The following is an 18,828-nucleotide window of genomic DNA, read 5'->3' on the forward strand; positions in this document are numbered from 1 at the left end:
AGGATTGTGTGCTAGCTGCCACAAAATGGCTCTGTCATGATGACTGCTTTCAAAAGCCGTGCGTTTCCTACGATTACCAATGAGACCGCTATTGCTTTTATCGGTCTTTATTGCATGGCAGTGGTCATGGGTTATGGGCGCTTTTTGTTTACCGCCACTTTGCCTGATATTATGGTGCAACTGTCGTTATCGACGACGATTGCAGGCTGGCTTGCTTCCATCAATTACATCGGTTATTTTATCGGTGCACTCATTGCTATGTTTGTCCCTCAGCGTTCGACATGGCAAGCAATGATGCTATGGACGGTGGTGAGTGTCGTGACGACGATGCTGCTGGTCGTGCCCGACATGTCATTAAGCCTATGGTATATTATTCGGCTGTTGGCAGGTATTGCAAGCGGGATAGCGATGATTTTAAGCTCATCCTTTGTCATTCAAAGCTTAACCCTTGCACGCCGATCGGTACTCTCAGCAGTACATTATGCCGGTATCGGTGTTGGGATCAGTGCCTCTGCTATATTGACTTGGTGGTTGTTGGTATTAGGCTATCATTTTGATGTGATTTGGCTAGTGGCGGGGTTGAGTAGCCTGCCGCTTTTGGGGTTACTCTGTGCCATAAGGCCCAAGAACTCTGACTCTATTGATTTAAATCATGCCAGTCCGCGCCTCTCACTATATCAAACGTATTTAAGCTTTAAACACGCCTTGTACGAAGCTATTGCAGGACATCATAAAGCCATTGCTTTATTGTCAGCAAGCTACGTGCTGGCAGGGTTTGGCTATATTACGTCTGCGACTTTTTTACCTGTTATGGCCGCCCAGCGCCTCACAACGCAGACGTATGCAGGGCTGCTCATTTGGTTGGTTGTGGGTATTTTTGCGATGCTCTCTAACCCCTTATGGGGGGCCCTAGCCAAACGAGTCGGGGAAATAAAAACCTTAATAGGCTTAACCATATTACAAGCGTTTGGCATGTGTTTGCCGCTCTGGTTTGACGGGGCTGTGGGTCTGTATGGTAATGCCGCCATTCTAGGACTGACTTTCGTTGGTATGGTATCAATGACCCTGACGTTGATTAAAAACATCAATCCCGCTTACTCAAATTTGCTCATAGGGCTGGCCACGCTGGCCTATGCGTTAGGGCAGTTCTTAGGGCCATTGGTGACAGTGGGCTTAGCAGGGCAAGACGGCAATTTCAATGCCGGGCTACTCGTTGCCGCTATAGGTCTATTTATTGGTTTGATACTACTTTTATTGTTCCGTCGACAAACCAACCGCGAAAGCTGATGAGCATGACCTAAACCACACTACGGCTAAATACTTCTCGCAACTCAAAACTGGTATGTACTTGCGCGACGCCTTCGATACGATTTAGTCTGTGTAAGAGAAACTCTTCATAATGCGCCATATCACGCACCCGAACTTTAATCAGATAATCTTCTGTGCGACCAGTGACAATACTACAGCTGACCACTTCATCAAAGCTTTGGATCTTCGTTTCAAATTGCTCAAAGCGCTCAGCAGTGTGACGGTCCATACTAATCGCAATAAAGACCGCTAGTGGGTAGCCCAGTTGCTGTGCATCCGTTTTGGTATGATAGCCGGTAATAATCCCTGCCTCCTCTAAACGTTTAATACGGCGCGCGCAAGGAGTGGCTGATAAGTTGACGCGTTCGGCAAGCTCAGTAATACTCATGCGTGCCTGCGTTTGTAATAAGCGTAATAACTGTCTGTCGGTCTCATCTATATCGGCTAAAACCTCGTTATCAGAATGGCTGTTTGGCATGATATGCTAATTTATTAGTGGATTTACCTAATTATAGGCAGTTATCAGATGTTTTTCACTAAAAAGGTGGGATTTTTAATGAAAGAAAGCTGATTTCTATGCTAAAAATTTTGATATTATAATGGTATAAGTATGGGTTATCTCGTATGATAAACAGATGGTCTCATCGCAGCCCTCAGCCAAAAATATAAACGCCCACCTCATCTAAGGATTGATTATGTCTGACCAAGCCACACGTCATGTAGCCTCAAAAACTGCAAAGATGACACCAAAAAGCGCCGCTTTTGACTTCCGTAAGTATCGTCCTTTTGCGTTTGCGCCTTCACTGCCAGATCGCACTTGGCCGAGCAAGACGATTGAGAAGTCACCAATATGGGCAAGTGTGGACCTGCGTGATGGCAATCAGGCGCTGATTGATCCGATGACCATCGAACAAAAAATGCGCTTTTTTAAAACGTTAGTAGACGTTGGTTTTAAAGAAATTGAGATCGGGTTTCCGTCAGCCGCACAGGTTGAATTTGACTTTGCTCGTAAACTCATCGAAGAAAATCATGTGCCTGACGATGTGACGTTGCAAGTTTTAGTACAGGCCCGTGAGCATTTGATTGCCCGTACCTTTGAATCATTAAAAGGCGCAAAGCGGGCGGTGGTTCATGTTTACAATTCAACCAGCCGTGTACAACGTGAAAAAGTGTACGGTAAAGATAAAGCTGAGATTAAAGAGATTGCTATTGCGGGCGCCAATTTGTTGGTTGAGTACGCGGCTAAATATCCTGAGACTGAATGGGTTTTCCAGTACTCGCCTGAAAGCTTTAGCCAAACAGAAACGGCTTATGCCGTAGAAGTCTGTGATGCGGTTTGTGAAGTATGGCAGCCGCAGCAAGGGCAGGAAGTCATTCTTAATTTACCAGCGACCGTTGAAGCCTCCATGCCTAATGTGTTTGCCGATCAGGTTGAATACTTTTGCCGAAACCTTGCCCAGCGTGAGCATGTGATTATCAGCTTGCACACGCATAATGATCGTGGCTGTGCGGTGGCCGCTGCTGAACTTGGCGTCCTTGCTGGTGCTGATCGCATCGAGGGTACGCTATTAGGTAACGGTGAGCGTACGGGTAATATGGATATTATGGTCATGGCCATGAACCTATTTAGCCAAGGCATCGACCCTGAGCTGGACTTCAGTAACATGAGCGAAATCGTGCAGGTTGTGAGTGAGTGCAATAATTTACCTTTGCACCCCCGTCATCCTTATGTGGGTGAGTTGGTCTTTACAGCCTTTAGCGGTTCGCATCAAGACGCCATCAAGAAGTCTCTCGATTATAATGAGAAGCATCAAGATGAGACCGACAATGTTTGGGATGTGGCTTATCTGCCAATTGATCCGGCGCATATTGGTCGCAGCTATCAAGATGTGGTGCGTATTAATAGCCAGTCTGGTAAAGGCGGCGTCGCCTACATTCTACAACGTAACTATGGCTTTAACTTACCACGCTGGATGCAAATTGACTTCAGCGGTGTGGTACAAAAGCAAGCTGAGATGGCGGCGCGAGAGCTACAGAACGATGAAATCTTACAGACTTTTGAGGATACGTATCTACAGCAAGGCAAGTTTGAACTATTAGATTATAGTGTCAACAATAAAGGCGGTGACGTTTATTTTAACGGTCAAGTGCAAATGAATGGTGAAATCATCAATATTGATGGCACCGGTAATGGCCCATTATCATCGTTTATTGATGGTCTTGCACAGCACACGGGTAAATCACTCCATATTATTAACTATGCTGAGCATGCGATTAACCCGCATCACAACAGCGCTAACGGTATCGACGATGATACCAATAGTGATAACAAGACCAATGCGAATGCCGCAGCTTACATTCAGCTCAATGTAGATGGCGAGGTTTACTCAGGCATTGGTACTTGCAGCAGTACGGTATCGGCCATGCTAAAAGGCGCTTTATCCGCCTTTGCTCAAGCAGTAAGTACTACAGCCGCTTAACGTCACAGGGTGGTTTAACAGCTAACACTAGCTCTTTCTCAACGTCATTGCTTCTTGTGTCTTGCAAGTAAAGCGATGACGTTATTTTTTTGAGCAAGTAAGAGTGCTAGTATGATACAACACAAAGCACACTAAGTTGTTATCATGTTCTATCGTGTCTTTTTTACAGACATCGCGACGAATAGCATAATGTTACTTGTGTTTTTGGTGTCTAAGACTTACGCTAATGTACATAGCGCACATTATTATAATCAAAAGGTTAATTATGGAACCTCTATCATTTGCTTCATTTTCATTGGCATCTATTCTGGCATCATTGCCAGCAAATGGTGAAGTGATCACCAAACCGACCATTACCACTCACATTAGCCCTGCTATTGCTGGACAATGGGAGATAGATTTAGATAGTGGCGTCACGATGACAAAAGAGGCGGAAGCTAAATTAAGAGGCAGCCAAAAGGCGAAGAGTGACGAACCTAAAGTACTTGCTGGTACAGAAGGTGGTGTTCTGACTCAAGAAGAAAAGCGTGTTCTCAGTATACAGCCCAATACCAATAAAAAATTAATCGCATCTGCTAAAAAATCTAACCAATGCCGTGAGCTATATAACTTTGGCGCTGACAATGAGATGTGGTCAGTTAGTGGCAAAGAATGGACGTACGGCCGCTACTTAATCACACACCGTGAAGAAGGGCTGCCTATTATTGCGCTTAAAACAGTGTATGACAACAACGAAGTAGACTGTTCTGGTAATCAGATTGATCAGACCGATGAAGCGTTGATTGCCTTTTTAAGTCATGATGACAATCACATGCAGTGGTGTGCTGACCCTGATGGTAAAGAATGCTTTATGAGGTTCAATAGAATTCTACCCTAAACAGTGAGATGAGCAAAACGTATCGACTATGAAAAGATCCATTTAATTACACTAAAAAACCGCTACTCAATAGCGGTTTTTTAATGTGTATAATTTATGGCAGAGTGCTTATGGCCAAAGTTATGCTGGTTTTTTGGCTTGGTTTGCGGTTAAAAGCTCTCTTTCAAGATAGTGAATGTTTTGCGCTTCATGGACAAAGTTTTTATCCGCCAAAATGACATCACGATGCAGGGGTATGTTGGTTTTGATACCTTCAATCACTAGCTCATCAAGGGCATGGAGCGTTTTAGAGACCGCTTGTTGGCGGGTTTGACCATGACAGATAAGTTTGCCTATCAATGAATCATAATACGACGGTATCTCGTATCCAGGATACAAGTGTGAGTCAAAGCGCACGCCCGCGCCACTGGGGGCAAACAACTGGTTGACCGTACCAGGGCACGGCATAAAGGTCGCTGGATCTTCAGCATTGATACGACATTCAATCGCATGGCCTTGAATCTCAATCTCACTTTGACGATAAGACAAGCCGTAGCCCGCAGCGATTTTCAGTTGTTCAACGACCACATCAATACCAGTAATCATTTCAGTGACTGGATGCTCAACCTGTACCCGAGTATTCATTTCGATAAAGAAAAATTCATTATTTTCAAATAAAAACTCAAACGTACCGGCGCCGCGATACTTCACCAGCTCACAAGCTTTTACGCAAGCTTTTAGGATGGGCTCACGAACGTCATCAGGAATGTCAGGAGCAGGGGCTTCTTCTAGTACTTTTTGGTGACGACGCTGCAATGAGCAGTCCCGATCGTATAGATGGATAGCATTACCGTTACCATCACCAAGTACCTGTACTTCTACGTGACGTGGGTTTTGTAGATAGCGTTCCATATAGACGGTATCGTCGCCAAACCACAGTTCAGCTTCTTGTTTTGCGGCTTGTACTTGTCCGATAAGCTCATCAAAGCGCTCAACGACTCGCATGCCGCGACCACCGCCACCAGAAGCCGCTTTAATCAGTAGCGGAAAGCCAATGTTGCGCGCTTGTTCTTCGGCATTATGTAGTGTGACGGCACCCACAGAGCCTGGCACTGTCGGCACGCCGGCCTTTTTCATGGCATTAATCGCTGAGACTTTATTACCCATTAGGCGGATGTGATCAGCGTTAGGACCGACGAAGGTTAAGCCTGCTTCTTCAACTTGTTCAGCAAACTCAGCATTCTCTGATAAAAAACCATAACCAGGATGAATGGCGTCAGCACCCGTGATTTCAGCAGCGGTCAAAATGGTATTGATATCAAGATAGCTTTGATTGGCATTAGGTTTGCCAATACAGATTGCCTCATCAACAAAGCGCAAATGCATCAAGTTTGCATCAGCCGTGGAATAGACGCCAACGGTTTCTATTCCAAGTGCTTTACAAGCTCGAACAATACGTAGGGCAATCTCACCTCTATTGGCGATGAGCAGTTTTTTTATCATGGGGTCATCCTTGTCGAAGCGGCAGTCATCGACTGAGTCTCGATATATGGCATCGTACTATTAAAGATAACGTGACACATATCAAAAGACATCAGTCATAATGAAGTAAAGGGTGGCAAATAGCGTTACGCTTTATAGCGTATGACAGGTTGGCCAAACTGTACCACTTCAGAATTATCTACCAAGATTTCATCAACAATGCCACTTTGAGTCGCTTCAAGAGGGTTCATGATTTTCATGGCTTCAATGATGCCTAAGGTATCACCGGCTTGAACTTTTTGCCCAATCTTTACGAATGGGGGATCGTTCGGACTTGGTGCTGAGTAGAAAACACCAACCATGGGAGACGTCTCAACGCTACCCGCTTTTTCTGCTGGTTTTGGCGCAGCAGCAATAGGCGCCGCGCCTGCAGTAGGAGCGGCCATCATTGTAGGGGCAGGCGTATCATAGTGACGAGTCAAGCTGATATGTTCGTCGTCTGAGCTGATTTCTAAATTAACCAGTTCGCTTTCTTCCATGAGTGCAATTAGGGTGCGTATTTTTTCAATATCCATAGTTTTAATCTTGCCTTGTACTAAATTCGAGAAATAGTGTAACTAAATATTGTGTAAATATTGTGTAGATAACTGCTAATGATACCTATATTCATGGCAATGAGCAATCGATGTACAGTTGTTAACTGAGTTTTTTTACATATTATGACGTAAGCGGGCTTGCGAGTAAGAAATATTCAATGATTTATCATAGTCTATGTGCCCATGGAGTGCTAGTCATTATCACTAGTGACGACATTTGAACGGGCACATAGTTAGCACTCCATAAAATGGTTACACTGATACTCATGTTATGGGTATAAATTTTAGCTCGCTATTTGTAAGCGTAACAGAGACAGCAAAGAAACTTGGCCCGTAGCTCTGTATCACTTTAAAGCCTTATAACTATACTCTAAATCAACATACCCTAAATCAACGCCAGATTGTGGTTAAGCGTTTTTGTTGATAGCGCAGTCGTAGGGTCAGTAGAATAGAGGATAAAAATAGACCTGTGATTAATGCCATCCAAAACCCTTGTGCACCGACGTCAGTAAAGCGCACTAAGTAAATACCGAGTGGTAAAGCAACCAGCCAATAACAAAACAGCGTGACCCACATTGGGACGGTGGTGTCCTGCATACCGCGTAATATACCCGCTACGTTCACTTGCCACCCATCAAACAGCTGATAAGCAAGCGCAAAGATAAGTAGGTGCATAGATTGCGCGATCACCAATGGATTGTCAGTGAAGGCGGCTGCCAGTTGTGGTCTAAATAGCCATATTCCCAGCATACAAGTGAGCGCGATCAATACGGTCCATATCAGACCAGTGGCTTGCACTTGACGTAGCGCCATCAGGTTTTTTTCACCAAAGCGATTGGAGATCATGATGGTCAGAGCCATGGCGACCGATATGGGTATCATAAACAGCTGTGACGTTACGGCCAGTGCCACTTGGTGTGAGGCGGTTGCCAACTCACCCAAAGGACTAATGACCAGCGCTCCTAAGCTAAACAGACTGGCCTCAAAGAAAATGGATATGCCAATAGGTATACCAAGCTTAAGCAGCTTTTTGATCTGTGTGCGATTCGGACTGGCAAAGGCATAAAAAAAACGTGTGCTGGCAAATTGCTGGCGCTTAGTGAAGCTGGTGTAAGCGGCAAGTAATAGCACATTTATCCATAACACTAAGGCCGTCGCGACCCCGCAGCCAGCCCCGCCCATCTCAGGCATCCCAAACAGACCATGAATAAAAATATAGTTCAGAGGAATATCGGCCAGCAGGCCAATGATACTAATAACGGTCACCGGCTCAGGTCGTCCAAGCGCCTCGCAATAACTGCGTAGCACGGCATAGACTGCCAGCGCTGGGAAGCCAAATGACACGCCATGCAAATACTGCGTAGCAATCGGCTGGATATTTTCAGGTACACCCATGATTCCAAGTACACTTGGGGCTAAATTGACCACAATAAAGCCAATAATACCAATGACGCCAGCCGTCCATAAAGATTGTTGCGTGATATGGGGTACTTGACTGTGCTGATCTTGCCCTATCGCCTCACCAATCAGAGGCGTGGTTGCGATTAAAACACCCGTGGCTAATAAAAACAGCGGTAGCCAAATCCCAGACCCAACAGCCACAGCCGCCAAGTCCAGCGCAGAAACTTGACCTGCCATAATGGCATCGACTACACCAAGGGCTGCTTGGCAAAACTGAGTGATTAAAATAGGCAGTGCAAGCACGCCTAAACGTAAACTGTAACTTTTGAAATCTCTAAAAGATAATGGGAAAGCCATAGTGAGCAACTTTTTATTCTTTGCAGTCATTATTATTGATGAGCAAACACTGCCATCAACAAGTTAATAGCGAGACAGTAAAATAGGAGTAGTGCCGATAATACTCCGATAAATAATATGAGCAAGCCCATATGAACAGAGTAAGAAAATAAAAGTGAAGGCACAAAAATAAAAATAACCCGTCAATCCAAGCAGTAGATTGACAGGTCATAAATAAATAAGATGGTAAAGAAGCTGGGGTATGATGTCAACGGCTTCTTCACCGGTGGTTTTAATTGACCGACGGTATTAAGGTTTATGGATACCATCAAAGTTTTGCGTCACCTGATAGAAGATCTAGGGTTTCTGCCATGGCCATAATGGCGTGCCAATGTTTGGGCTCTAGTGGCATAATGGTCAACTGCTCACAGCCTTTTTTAAGCAACAGCGAGTCTTCAAGCGCGGGTAGAAACTTCAGTTCTGACAAAGGTAGAACGTCTACAAAGGCCTGCTCAAAAGTCACATCGACCATATACCAGCGCGGTGCATCTTCGGTTGCGAGCGGGTCGTAGTGACGGTGCTCGGGGTGAAATTGCGTGGGATCAGGATAGCCTGCTTTACTGACAGTCATGATGCCAGCCACCCCCGAGGGTTTGGCGCTAGAATGATAAAAGAAAACCTTGTCACCAACACGCATATCATCGCGCATAAAGTTGCGGGCGCGGTAGTTGCGGACACCATCCCAACTGTCTGTTTCTAACCGTCGCAAATCCTTAATCCCAAAAAACTTAGGGTTAGATTTCATCAACCAGTAAGCCATATAATTCATCCTTCCATTATTGGCTATTGATTAGCCGTTTTATATCAAAGCGCTGTGGATAGCGTTAATCCACCATAAACATCATATACAGCTACTGGAATAAAGATTACTTGTATGCTGTGTCTACGCTGACAGAGGCGGCGCAGCATTTATCCCAGCCGCACATCAACATTAACGTAAAACTATGTCTTGTATCGACTATATCTTGCCGATAAGTTACCAGCATTAACACCCATTTTTGTAAGTGGCTTTATGGATACTTTTGTTATCATCGTGCTTTTCTTTATGCGGTCTAGCCGTTATCCTAGCGCTACTTTTGCTAATCACAGCAGCTAACCATTTATTGAGACATTCAATTATGTCAAATACCAAACCTGTTCACGTATCAGACAATATCAGCCCGCCTAATAACGCCACTGTGGGCACGATAGACGTAAAGGATATCCCACTAGCGCTTTATATCCATATCCCGTGGTGTGTCAAAAAGTGTCCTTATTGCGATTTTAACTCGCACGAGCTGCCGATAGATACCCAACTCTCCATGTATGACGAGTACGTAGATGCGCTATTGCTAGACGCAAGTATGCAACAGTCATTGTCTCAAGGGCGCAAGATTGGTTCAATATTTATTGGAGGGGGGACCCCGTCCTTGCTGCCCATTGCCCAGTATCAACGACTATTTTCTGGCCTACGCCATGTCTTTACATTTGCTGATGACATCGAAGTGACGATGGAAGCCAATCCAGGCACGCTAGAGCACGCACCTTTTGCCCAGTATTTGAGTGTGGGTATCAATCGCTTATCGATTGGTGTGCAAAGCTTTGCTGCTGATAAATTACAAACGCTTGGGCGTATACATGATCCTGTTCAGGCATTATCAGCCATTCAGGCCGCGCGTGCGGCTGGCTTTGAGCGGGTCAATGTGGATTTGATGCATGGGTTGCCGCAGCAGAGCATGGATGAAGCGCTGGCTGACATACAAATGGCGCACGATGCAGGTGCCACGCATATCTCTTGGTATCAGTTGACGATTGAGCCCAACACCGTGTTTTATCGTAGCCAGCCTATACTGCCAGATGAAGACAATCTGGCGGATATTGAGCAAGCAGGTCAAACCTTACTACAGCAATTGGGCTACAACAATTATGAGGTCTCCGCTTGGGCGGGCGCATCAGATAAACCATGTCGGCACAATGTTAATTATTGGCAATTTGGTGATTATCTCGCAATTGGCGCAGGCGCGCATGGCAAAGTGTCAATAGGCAACAACGCCTCAGCACGAGATAGTAACGAGTCGAGACCGTCCGACAAAGATAAAGTGCTAGAGAATGACTGGTTGGCAGAGGCAGGTATTTATCGTTTTAGCAAATCACGTTTGCCTAAAGATTATATGCTTCAAGACGGTATGCGCTATCAACCAGCTGCGCACTCTGATACTCACCAAAATGCACCAAAAATGGTGGGCTGGCAAAAGATTGCTAGTGATGAGCTGGTTAGTGAGTTTATGCTAAATGCGCTACGGTTACACGGCGGGGTAGATTGGGCATTGTTTACCGCAAGAACGGGAGTTGGTTATCAGGACATTGCAGGACAAGTGAGCAAACTCGTGGAGCAGGGATTATTGATAGACAGCTCTGAGCAGCTACAGCCGACAGCGTTAGGACAGCGTTATCTCAATCAGATATTACGAGCATTTTTATAGCACGGTCTTTTACCCGTACTCTTGGGTCAAAAGATAAGAGGATAAAAAAAGAGCTTATCAAATAAATGATAAGCCCTTTTAAAAGTCTAAGAAGTGAGTACTTAGATTTTTTGTTTGACGTCTGTCGCTGTGTTACTTACTGCTTCACCAGCGCCTTCTACGTCTTGGCCTAGACCTTTAAAAGTGTTGCAGCCAGTTAGAACAAACATAGCAGTTAAAGATGCGATGATTACTTTTTTCATAATAGTATCCTCAAAAATAAATGGGTTGTTAAAAATAATAACAGTGACGCTAAGCGCTGGGCGCAAGCTTCACTGAGGGGTATTAGACACGCTGATAATGTATAACTATTATCTCGCTATCCGTTACAGACATCATAGAGAAAGTTAAAAACGCTGCCCAGTATCAAAATGTAATTATTGCCAGTAAACTGTAACTTTTATTTACACACAGCTCATCAATTTCACCATAGTTCGGCTTTACCACTTAAGGAGTTAGTATGACCATTCACATTGTACTGGTAGCCCCCAAAATGCCTAGTAACACGGGCAATATTATTCGGTTATGTGCTAATACGGGCGCCCAGCTGCATTTGGTCAGGCCTTTAGGGTTTGAGCTTGATGATAAAAAGCTACGCCGTGCAGGCTTGGACTATCATGAGTATGCCCATCTACAAGTACATGATGATTGGACAGCAGCAAGACAGGCACTACAAGCTGCTGACTGCCAAACCGTTACCGCTCTGACCACCAAACTGAGTCAACCTTTCTATGACTATGACTTTATTGGTCAGCAAGAGGCTGGGGCCACAGGTGAGGCTTTAATGCCTAATATTGCGCTGGTTTTTGGTTCTGAAACCGCCGGATTGGCAGATGAGATTCGTGAAGATATTGGTGCGAGCAATTGGTTGCGATTGCCGATGCTGGCTGATTCACGCAGTTTAAATTTGTCCAATAGCGTGGCAATATGCCTGTATGAGATATGGCGTCAGCAAGGCTTTCGTGGCGATGAAGGCCGTAGTATCGGTTATGAGACATTAACCGTCTATGACTCAAAATAAACACTCAGATGCTGACTGGTGTGCTCAAAATGCTAAAGGACTAATGCGGAGCGGAGCAGTCCCCATTAGTCTTTATAAACAATAGTTTTTATAAACAATTAGGCGGCTTAGGCAGGCCAGCAAGGCGATTTACATGGCGGGCGACCAAGCCAGTATTGAATAATTGCTGCAATTTTTGATTGTTGATGTCTTGCTCCGGCAAGGTTTTTTGTAGCCACTTAATGAGCGGCCTTGTCGCTGGCGCGTGATTAAATTTAGCAAAAAACGCCCGTACTTGTTGCAAAATCTGTATATGCTCAGTGCCTAAATCCACATCTAACGTGTTCGCCAGTTGCTGGGCAATATCGGGTGTCCAAAGAGTATGGTCACACAAATGGCCATCTTGATCTAGCTCAATGTTCATAGCGGTCATAGTAGGGGTGGTCATATTATTGTTGCTCATAAGGCTATGGTCACGACTTTATCAAACTGATTGTCTTGAGTCAGATTGACCCACTCTGTGTCTGTCAACACACCACTTAATTTAGCGGATAGATTTAACTTGGCGCTGGTATTAGTCGTGAGCTGAGCCACATCATCGGCTAGCGCGTAAATACCCGCGATACCTTGTATCTCGCTATCAGCGACGTAGGCATCGAACCAATCGATAAAAGCGACCGTGGTGCCAAGCAAGACAATACTGTCACCAGTACGCCACGTGCGCGACATCTCTTCGGTACTGCGCCTAAGCGTGTCCATGGTACTGTGTAATTGATATAACGTTGTCATAATGATGTCCAATTGCGGTAGTTATTCTAGTATCAAATATTCTCGTATCAAACAGGGCAGCTCATATCGGGTTAAACAGAGAGTATTGCCATTAGAATCTCAGTATCTGCTCAAAGGCTTGCGAGTTTATCACATCCGGAACTAGTGTCAGTTGTGAGGCCAAATCGGCTGGCAACATCCCTATGGCCCAGCCACTAAAGACATCATCAGGCAGCCAAGCGGCTGGCATATCGTACAGCTCAAGCGACTGAATCATGCCATGCAAGCGTGACTCAGGTTGCATCAATAGGCCAAAGACTGGGGCGTCTAAATACAGCTGTACTTCATGGCCAAAGGTAGCCAACGTTAGCGCAAGCGCACAGCCTTCATAGCTGGCCATCTCTGTCGGCGTATGCAGCTGAATTAATAATTTCATGATTGGTTCCTAATCTGTTTGATCGGCTAGGATCGATATCGTAGCGTCCGTTTTATAACATTGCAGTCTATCAAAAAAGCAAAAGAGGACTCCACCCGACATTAGGGTGGCGGTGAATTTTGCATCGCTGGCTAGCCTTGCTGGTTCTGAATATATTGTTTAATAATATCTAATGGCGCACCGCCACAAGAGCTTGCAAAGTAGGAACGTGACCAAAGCACAGGCTTGGAATAAGCTGCTCTTAAATCAATAAAACCTCCCCTCATTCGCCTACTTGTGACTGACTTCAAGTTATTAACCAATTTGCTTAATTGCACTGTTGGTGGATACTGGATAAGCATGTGAATGTGATCCGCCTCACCGTTACATTCCTTTAGCTCAGCATCAAAACTTTTACAGACCTCAGCCACACACTGACTAAAACACTCATGATGCAACTCACCTAAAACCTTTTTTCGGTACTTAGTAATAAAAACTAAGTGAACGTGAAGATTAAAGGCGGCATGGCGATTTTTATATATCTCACTCATTGCAACAAATATCCTTAAATGCTAGTATTATAAGCATAATATCAAATACATACTCATTAATAAAGAAAGCATTTATGAAACTCAACAAAGCGTATAAATTTAGGCTTGAGCCTACTATAGAGCAGGAGATTATTCTAAATAATCTTGTCGGCTCAGCGCGTTTTGTTTGGAATCACATGCTGGCAATCTCATTTGAGATGTTTGCTAAAAATGACTTTATCAATGCCACCAACCTCGTTAATAAAATCATGGATCTAAAGAGTAATCCTGATTTTGCCTTTCTGAAATCTAGCTCTAATGCCGTGTCCTTACAACAAAAGGTACGCGATCTTGCGTCTGCTTGGTCACGATTCTTTGACCCCAAAGTACACGCCAGATTCAAAGAGAATAAAAAGAAACCCAAAAAGCCCAAGTTCTTTAAACTGGCTGATGGCACAGAGATTCAACGACGGGCACTGATGCCACAATTTAAGCGCAAAGCAGATGGCTGCGATTCAATCAGACTGGTTCAGTTTGATAAGTATTGCCGTGTTGAGGGCAACCGCATCAAACTACCGAATGGCATTGGTCTAGTGAAATTTAGAAAGTCTCAAGACATCATCGGTGTCATCAAGAATGTCACCATTAGCAAGAAGTCAGGTCACTGGTACGTGTCGTTTGGCACTGAGCGCGAACTGGCCGAAAAGCCGGTTCACCCTGCCACAAGCGCCATTGGCTTAGACATGGGGATTAGCAAACTCATCACCACCTCAAACGGTGAATATATCAAACCCAAAAACAGCTTTAAAGCCAACCAGGTTAAACTTGCCAAATTACAGCGTCAATTAAGCAGAAAAGTTCTGTTTAGCCAAAACTGGAAAAAACACAACCGCAAGATTCAAAAGCTCCACCATCATATCGCCAATATTCGTCATGACTACTTGCATAAAATCACCACCAGCATCAGCAAAAACCACGCCATGATCGCTTGTGAAGATTTAACAGTCATCAATATGTCGACATCAGCCAGCGGGTCGGTGGAGAACAAAGGCCGTCAGGTCAAAGCCAAGTCAGGATTAAACAAATCCATTTTAGATCAAGGCTGGGGTATGATGATTGATATGCTTGAATACAAGCAGCAGTGGCGCGGCGGCTTACTTATCAAAGTAAACCCACGCTACACCAGCCAAACCTGCTCTCAATGCCAGCATATCGCCAAGGAAAACAGACAAACTCAGGCAAAGTTTGAGTGCGTCAAATGTGGTCATAAAGCCAACGCTGATATTAATGCAGCTCGTAATATTTTATCGGCAGGACATGCCGTTTTGTCTGCGGAGGGAGGATGCAGTCAAGGTCGCCCGATGAAACAGAAAACTTGTGACATTCGTGAGAAAGTCGCCTAAGAGCTTAGGCTTTTAGAATCCCCTACTTGAGCTTGGCGAAAGTGGGGGGAGTGTGTCAATCAAGTGATCCGTTATTTCAGTGAGAGACGGTTAAAACTGCATTAAGTGACGACTGCCTTGCATCATCATGGCAAGCTCACTAAGTCCAACTAATGCAAAACCTCTAGCAAGATTATTGCCATCAAGTTGATGACGCGTGCTGTTATCTGTGTCGCTGACACCGCGACTGAGTGCGGTACTGACACAGACGGGCAGTGACAACTCGTACTGCTCAGCGAGATTTTGCCACTCTTTGGTTAAGTTAACTTGGTCGGCAGACTGCCAGCGTAAACAATTGGCGATATGAGCAGCGTCTCCATAAAAAAACACGTTTAATGTGCTATTTTGGGTATTGTCTTTATGAGCGGTGCTTTGCAAATGAGCGCGAGCATAGCGTAATGCCAGATGGGCAAGTGGGTGACTAGGATCAGCAGTCAATAGGAGTAATGGCGTAGTAGGTGTCATAGGAGGTCTTATCAATCATCTGTGCTAAAGTTGTTTATGCTAACATAAAGCCGTTCAAAGCAAATAGGTTCACGGTTATTAAACATAGTTTTGTGTCAAATATTGACATATTCCGTACGGTTATTTGATACTGTGACTGCCTCGTAAGAAAAAACAATAAACTTATAGGCTAGGTTCACGTAGTCTTATCACTCTATATAAGGAGTTTATGTCCCTATGTTACCTGCTATGCCTTCACGTATGAACCATGGTACCGATTATCAGCCGACGGCCGAACAACTGCATGTCCTGCAGACGGCGAGTGCCTTTGCTTATCAGATTTGGGAAAGCCGGACGGTATCATGTCAAACGTTTTTACGTAGCTATCCATTAGATCAGACTCTAACGCGCCAGCAAATAGACGATTTGATTCAAGACTATACGTTGGATGAAAATTATCAACTCGCTGATGAAGCGAAGGTCATGAGCGGTCTGCGCCATCTGCGGATGCTACTGATGATGCGCTGGATTTGGCAAGACGCTTTACAGATGATAGCACTTGAGCAACTGACCGATGAGCTGTCCGAATTTGCCGATGGTTGCATCTCGTTTGCGAAAGACTATACGTATCGGCATTTGATTAAAAAGTATGGTGAACCGACTTTTATTAATGCACAAGGTAATGTACAAATTGATGACATGGCGATCATGGCCATGGGCAAGCTTGGCGCTCAAGAGCTGAATTTATCGAGTGATATCGATCTCATTTTTGTCCATCAAGCACGCGGTGAAACCAATGGGAATAAAGACGAGGGCACTCGTAGTATAGACAACAAGCGTTTTATGACAAGGCTCGGTCAAGGTATCATCAAATTGCTTGATAATAAGACGGCCGATGGTTTTGTCTTTCGAGTCGATATGCGCCTGCGTCCGTGGGGTGATGGGAGCGATTTGGCCATTCACCTTTCAGCGTTACAAAAGTATTTTGCTTTGCACGGCCGCGCCTGGGAGCGTTTTGCTTGGTTAAAAGCACGGGTAGTGGGGCAGGTAGAGCAGCCTTTCTATGATGAGTTACAAGCGCTTATCAAGCCATTTGTCTTTCGTTATTATGTGGACTACAGTGCCTTTTCAGCACTTAGAGAGATGAAGTCGCTTATCCAAAATCAGGTTGCTCAGCGTGAGGATTTGGATAACATTAAGCTTGGTGCCGGTGGTATTAGAGACATTGAGTTTATCGTACAAGCCTTTCAGTTGATCTATGGCGGTAGACATCCACAGCTACAGATTAAGTCCTGTTTGCAATCGATGCAAATGTTGTACGAACTCGGATATCTAGAGCTATCAACGTTTGAGCAACTACAATCCGCTTATCGATTCCTGCGTCGGCTTGAGCATGCCATTCAGGCCATTAACGATCAGCAAACTCAACGCTTACCACATGATCCGCATTGGCAACATAACCTGGCTCTCATACTTGGATTTGACGATTGGGACGCATTACTAAGCAGGCTCAATCATCATCGGGACACTGTCAATGATCCATTTGAGCGTATGGTCACGGAACGCCAAGTGCCTGATCAAGAAGGTGTGGATCTTGAGCCCGAACAACTCGATGCGCAGATAGCACGGTTGAATGAAGTGCTCACCGCAGAAAATCGTGAACTGTTACAAGAATTTTGGCAATCAAAGATGGTCGCCAATTTAAGTGACGAGGCGAGAGAGCGTTTGGATGATGCGTATCCTGTGATTGTGCATGCACTATTGGCGCATCAAGAACAGCAGCAATTGGCCAATACAGCCCTGCCGCGTCTCATGGCATTGCTTGAAGCTATTTGCCGCCGTTCTATCTACTTGGTCATGATTGCAGAAAACCCCAATGCAACGATAGAGTTAATACCGATGCTATCGGCCAGTCCTTGGATTGCAAAAGAATTGGCTCAGTACCCTGTTTTGTTAGACAGTTTTTTACAGCAACGCTATCGTCATTTACCGGACAAGCTTGAGTTGCGTGATATTTTGCGCCAACAGTTATTGCGGGTAGAACCCAATGATGAAGAAGAGCTGCTTAGCGTCCTGCGGTTGTTTAAAAAGAACCAAGTGCTGGCAGTTGCCGCCAGTGACGTGTTAGCCGAGCGTCCGATTATGAAGGTGTCTGACTCTTTAACGTATATCGCAGCAGTCGTATTGGAAGCGGCGTTGGAGCGCGCGTTTGCCGAGATTGTCAAACGTTATGGTTATCCTATCGGTAAGGATGGTGACCCGGTGACGGAAGCTGATTGCGGCTTCGCTATCATCGGTTATGGCAAACTTGGTGGGTTAGAGCTGTCTTACGCTTCCGACTTAGATTTGGTGTTTTTACATAAAATAAAAGAGCAGGGCATGACCACTGGGGAAAAATCAGTGAGTGGAATGAAGTTTGCTGCGCGCCTGGTGCAAAAGCTGATGAATTACCTTAATACGCAAACTCGAGATGGGCGCGTGTATGAGATTGACATGCGTCTACGTCCTTCTGGTAATGCTGGCATGATGGTGGTGTCTTGTGATGCGTTTGAGACTTATCAGCTTGATAAAGCATGGTCATGGGAGCATCAAGCGCTGGTTCGTGCTCGAGCCATTTGTGGAGATCGACGTGTGACAGCACGTTTTTGTGACATTCGGCGAGACGTGCTGGCGCTGCCGCGTACGATTGAGCAAGTACGTAGTGAAATCACCAGCATGCGTATAAAAATGCAAAAACATCTAGGCACCAGTCAATGGCAACAACAAGCTGGTAAGTTTCATCTTAAGCAAGATGCAGGTGGCATTGTAGACATTGAGTTTTTGGCACAGTTTGCTGTGTTGGCGTATTCGCACGAATATCCAAGCTTGACCAAATGGAGTGACAATGTCCGTATTTTTGCAGAAGTTGCGTTACTTGGTATTTGGGACGAACAAGTCTGTCAGGACTTAACCGATGCGTATCTCAGAATCCGTGCTGCGACCCACCAGTTGGCGCTATCAGAGCAGTCATTACTGGTAGAGGAGTCGCTATGGCAGGAGACGCGGGCATTGGTACAAGCACAGTGGCAGCGTCTAATGGGTGTGGAGTCCCCTAAAGAATAATATCAAACTTGTTGCTACTAGGGGTTATTAAACAGTTACCTAAAACCTATCTAATCTTAATTATTTATAATTAAAATAAGCAATTCATCTATCAACCAAAAGAAGTT

18 protein-coding genes are annotated in these 18,828 nt (G+C 44.9%); 7 read left to right on the forward strand and 11 right to left on the reverse strand.

Going from position 1 to position 18,828, the window contains the following annotated elements; translation table 11 throughout:
• The first annotated feature begins 36 nt into the window (after positions 1 to 36).
• Positions 37 to 1,287: a YbfB/YjiJ family MFS transporter gene (locus tag DVY93_RS04305; RefSeq protein ID WP_230709292.1), complete on the forward strand. Its 1,251-nt coding sequence runs from the start codon at positions 37 to 39 to the stop codon at positions 1,285 to 1,287.
• Positions 1,288 to 1,297: 10 nt separating this feature from the next.
• Here the strand turns inward: DVY93_RS04305 and DVY93_RS04310 are convergent, their stop codons facing one another.
• On the reverse strand, positions 1,298 to 1,786 hold the full coding sequence (locus DVY93_RS04310) for an Lrp/AsnC family transcriptional regulator (RefSeq protein ID WP_193006767.1): 489 nt from the start codon (positions 1,784 to 1,786) through the stop codon (positions 1,298 to 1,300).
• Between the two features lie 217 nt (positions 1,787 to 2,003).
• Between DVY93_RS04310 and leuA the strand changes: the two genes are divergently transcribed.
• Both leuA and DVY93_RS04320 read left to right on the forward strand, forming a co-directional pair.
• Entirely contained in the window at positions 2,004 to 3,788 is a 1,785-nt protein-coding gene (gene leuA / locus DVY93_RS04315; protein WP_193006766.1) for a 2-isopropylmalate synthase, read from the forward strand.
• Between the two features lie 265 nt (positions 3,789 to 4,053).
• Positions 4,054 to 4,665 (forward strand): hypothetical protein, encoded by a 612-nt coding sequence (locus DVY93_RS04320; protein ID WP_230709294.1) that lies wholly within the window; start codon positions 4,054 to 4,056, stop codon positions 4,663 to 4,665.
• Positions 4,666 to 4,785: 120 nt separating this feature from the next.
• On the opposite strand, the gene accC is transcribed toward DVY93_RS04320, so the two are convergent.
• From accC to DVY93_RS04340, 4 genes are all read right to left on the reverse strand, one after another.
• Entirely contained in the window at positions 4,786 to 6,147 is a 1,362-nt protein-coding gene (gene accC, locus DVY93_RS04325) for an acetyl-CoA carboxylase biotin carboxylase subunit (protein WP_230709296.1), read from the reverse strand.
• A gap of 125 nt (positions 6,148 to 6,272) precedes the next feature.
• Positions 6,273 to 6,701 (reverse strand): acetyl-CoA carboxylase biotin carboxyl carrier protein, encoded by a 429-nt coding sequence (accB, locus tag DVY93_RS04330; RefSeq protein WP_193006763.1) that lies wholly within the window; start codon positions 6,699 to 6,701, stop codon positions 6,273 to 6,275.
• Between the two features lie 411 nt (positions 6,702 to 7,112).
• Positions 7,113 to 8,480, reverse strand: coding sequence for an MATE family efflux transporter (locus DVY93_RS04335; protein WP_230709298.1), 1,368 nt, complete (start codon positions 8,478 to 8,480; stop codon positions 7,113 to 7,115).
• 307 nt (positions 8,481 to 8,787) lie between these two features.
• Positions 8,788 to 9,279, reverse strand: a complete 492-nt coding sequence (locus DVY93_RS04340; RefSeq protein WP_230709300.1) for an EVE domain-containing protein — start codon at positions 9,277 to 9,279, stop codon at positions 8,788 to 8,790.
• A 358-nt stretch (positions 9,280 to 9,637) separates the two neighbouring features.
• Here DVY93_RS04340 and hemW point away from each other — a divergent pair, with 358 nt between their 5' ends.
• A complete protein-coding gene (gene hemW / locus DVY93_RS04345) occupies positions 9,638 to 10,981 on the forward strand; it encodes a radical SAM family heme chaperone HemW (RefSeq protein WP_198334748.1) in 1,344 nt (447 codons plus the stop codon).
• A gap of 101 nt (positions 10,982 to 11,082) precedes the next feature.
• Here the strand turns inward: hemW and DVY93_RS04350 are convergent, their stop codons facing one another.
• Positions 11,083 to 11,223: an entericidin A/B family lipoprotein gene (locus DVY93_RS04350; RefSeq protein ID WP_193006759.1), complete on the reverse strand. Its 141-nt coding sequence runs from the start codon at positions 11,221 to 11,223 to the stop codon at positions 11,083 to 11,085.
• 257 nt (positions 11,224 to 11,480) lie between these two features.
• Between DVY93_RS04350 and DVY93_RS04355 the strand changes: the two genes are divergently transcribed.
• A complete protein-coding gene (locus DVY93_RS04355) occupies positions 11,481 to 12,041 on the forward strand; it encodes a tRNA (cytidine(34)-2'-O)-methyltransferase (protein ID WP_193006758.1) in 561 nt (186 codons plus the stop codon).
• A gap of 88 nt (positions 12,042 to 12,129) precedes the next feature.
• On the opposite strand, the gene DVY93_RS04360 is transcribed toward DVY93_RS04355, so the two are convergent.
• From DVY93_RS04360 to tnpA, 4 genes are all read right to left on the reverse strand, one after another.
• Positions 12,130 to 12,444: a TusE/DsrC/DsvC family sulfur relay protein gene (locus DVY93_RS04360; RefSeq protein ID WP_193006807.1), complete on the reverse strand. Its 315-nt coding sequence runs from the start codon at positions 12,442 to 12,444 to the stop codon at positions 12,130 to 12,132.
• A 35-nt stretch (positions 12,445 to 12,479) separates the two neighbouring features.
• On the reverse strand, positions 12,480 to 12,809 hold the full coding sequence (locus tag DVY93_RS04365; protein WP_198334750.1) for a hypothetical protein: 330 nt from the start codon (positions 12,807 to 12,809) through the stop codon (positions 12,480 to 12,482).
• A 91-nt stretch (positions 12,810 to 12,900) separates the two neighbouring features.
• Complete coding sequence (locus DVY93_RS04370) at positions 12,901 to 13,224, reverse strand: hypothetical protein (RefSeq protein WP_193006756.1); 324 nt, start codon at positions 13,222 to 13,224, stop codon at positions 12,901 to 12,903.
• A 131-nt stretch (positions 13,225 to 13,355) separates the two neighbouring features.
• On the reverse strand, positions 13,356 to 13,754 hold the full coding sequence (gene tnpA / locus DVY93_RS04375) for an IS200/IS605 family transposase (RefSeq protein WP_198334751.1): 399 nt from the start codon (positions 13,752 to 13,754) through the stop codon (positions 13,356 to 13,358).
• Between the two features lie 74 nt (positions 13,755 to 13,828).
• Here tnpA and DVY93_RS04380 point away from each other — a divergent pair, with 74 nt between their 5' ends.
• On the forward strand, positions 13,829 to 15,136 hold the full coding sequence (locus DVY93_RS04380) for an RNA-guided endonuclease InsQ/TnpB family protein (protein WP_230709311.1): 1,308 nt from the start codon (positions 13,829 to 13,831) through the stop codon (positions 15,134 to 15,136).
• A 90-nt stretch (positions 15,137 to 15,226) separates the two neighbouring features.
• Here the strand turns inward: DVY93_RS04380 and tusD are convergent, their stop codons facing one another.
• Positions 15,227 to 15,640: a sulfurtransferase complex subunit TusD gene (gene tusD / locus DVY93_RS04385; protein WP_198333495.1), complete on the reverse strand. Its 414-nt coding sequence runs from the start codon at positions 15,638 to 15,640 to the stop codon at positions 15,227 to 15,229.
• 216 nt (positions 15,641 to 15,856) lie between these two features.
• Here tusD and glnE point away from each other — a divergent pair, with 216 nt between their 5' ends.
• Complete coding sequence (gene glnE / locus DVY93_RS04390) at positions 15,857 to 18,721, forward strand: bifunctional [glutamate--ammonia ligase]-adenylyl-L-tyrosine phosphorylase/[glutamate--ammonia-ligase] adenylyltransferase (RefSeq protein ID WP_414706645.1); 2,865 nt, start codon at positions 15,857 to 15,859, stop codon at positions 18,719 to 18,721.
• Positions 18,722 to 18,828 lie beyond the last annotated feature (107 nt).

This window comes from Psychrobacter sp. CCUG 69069, assembly GCF_021023115.1.
GTDB classification, from domain to species: Bacteria; Pseudomonadota; Gammaproteobacteria; order Pseudomonadales; family Moraxellaceae; genus Psychrobacter; species Psychrobacter namhaensis.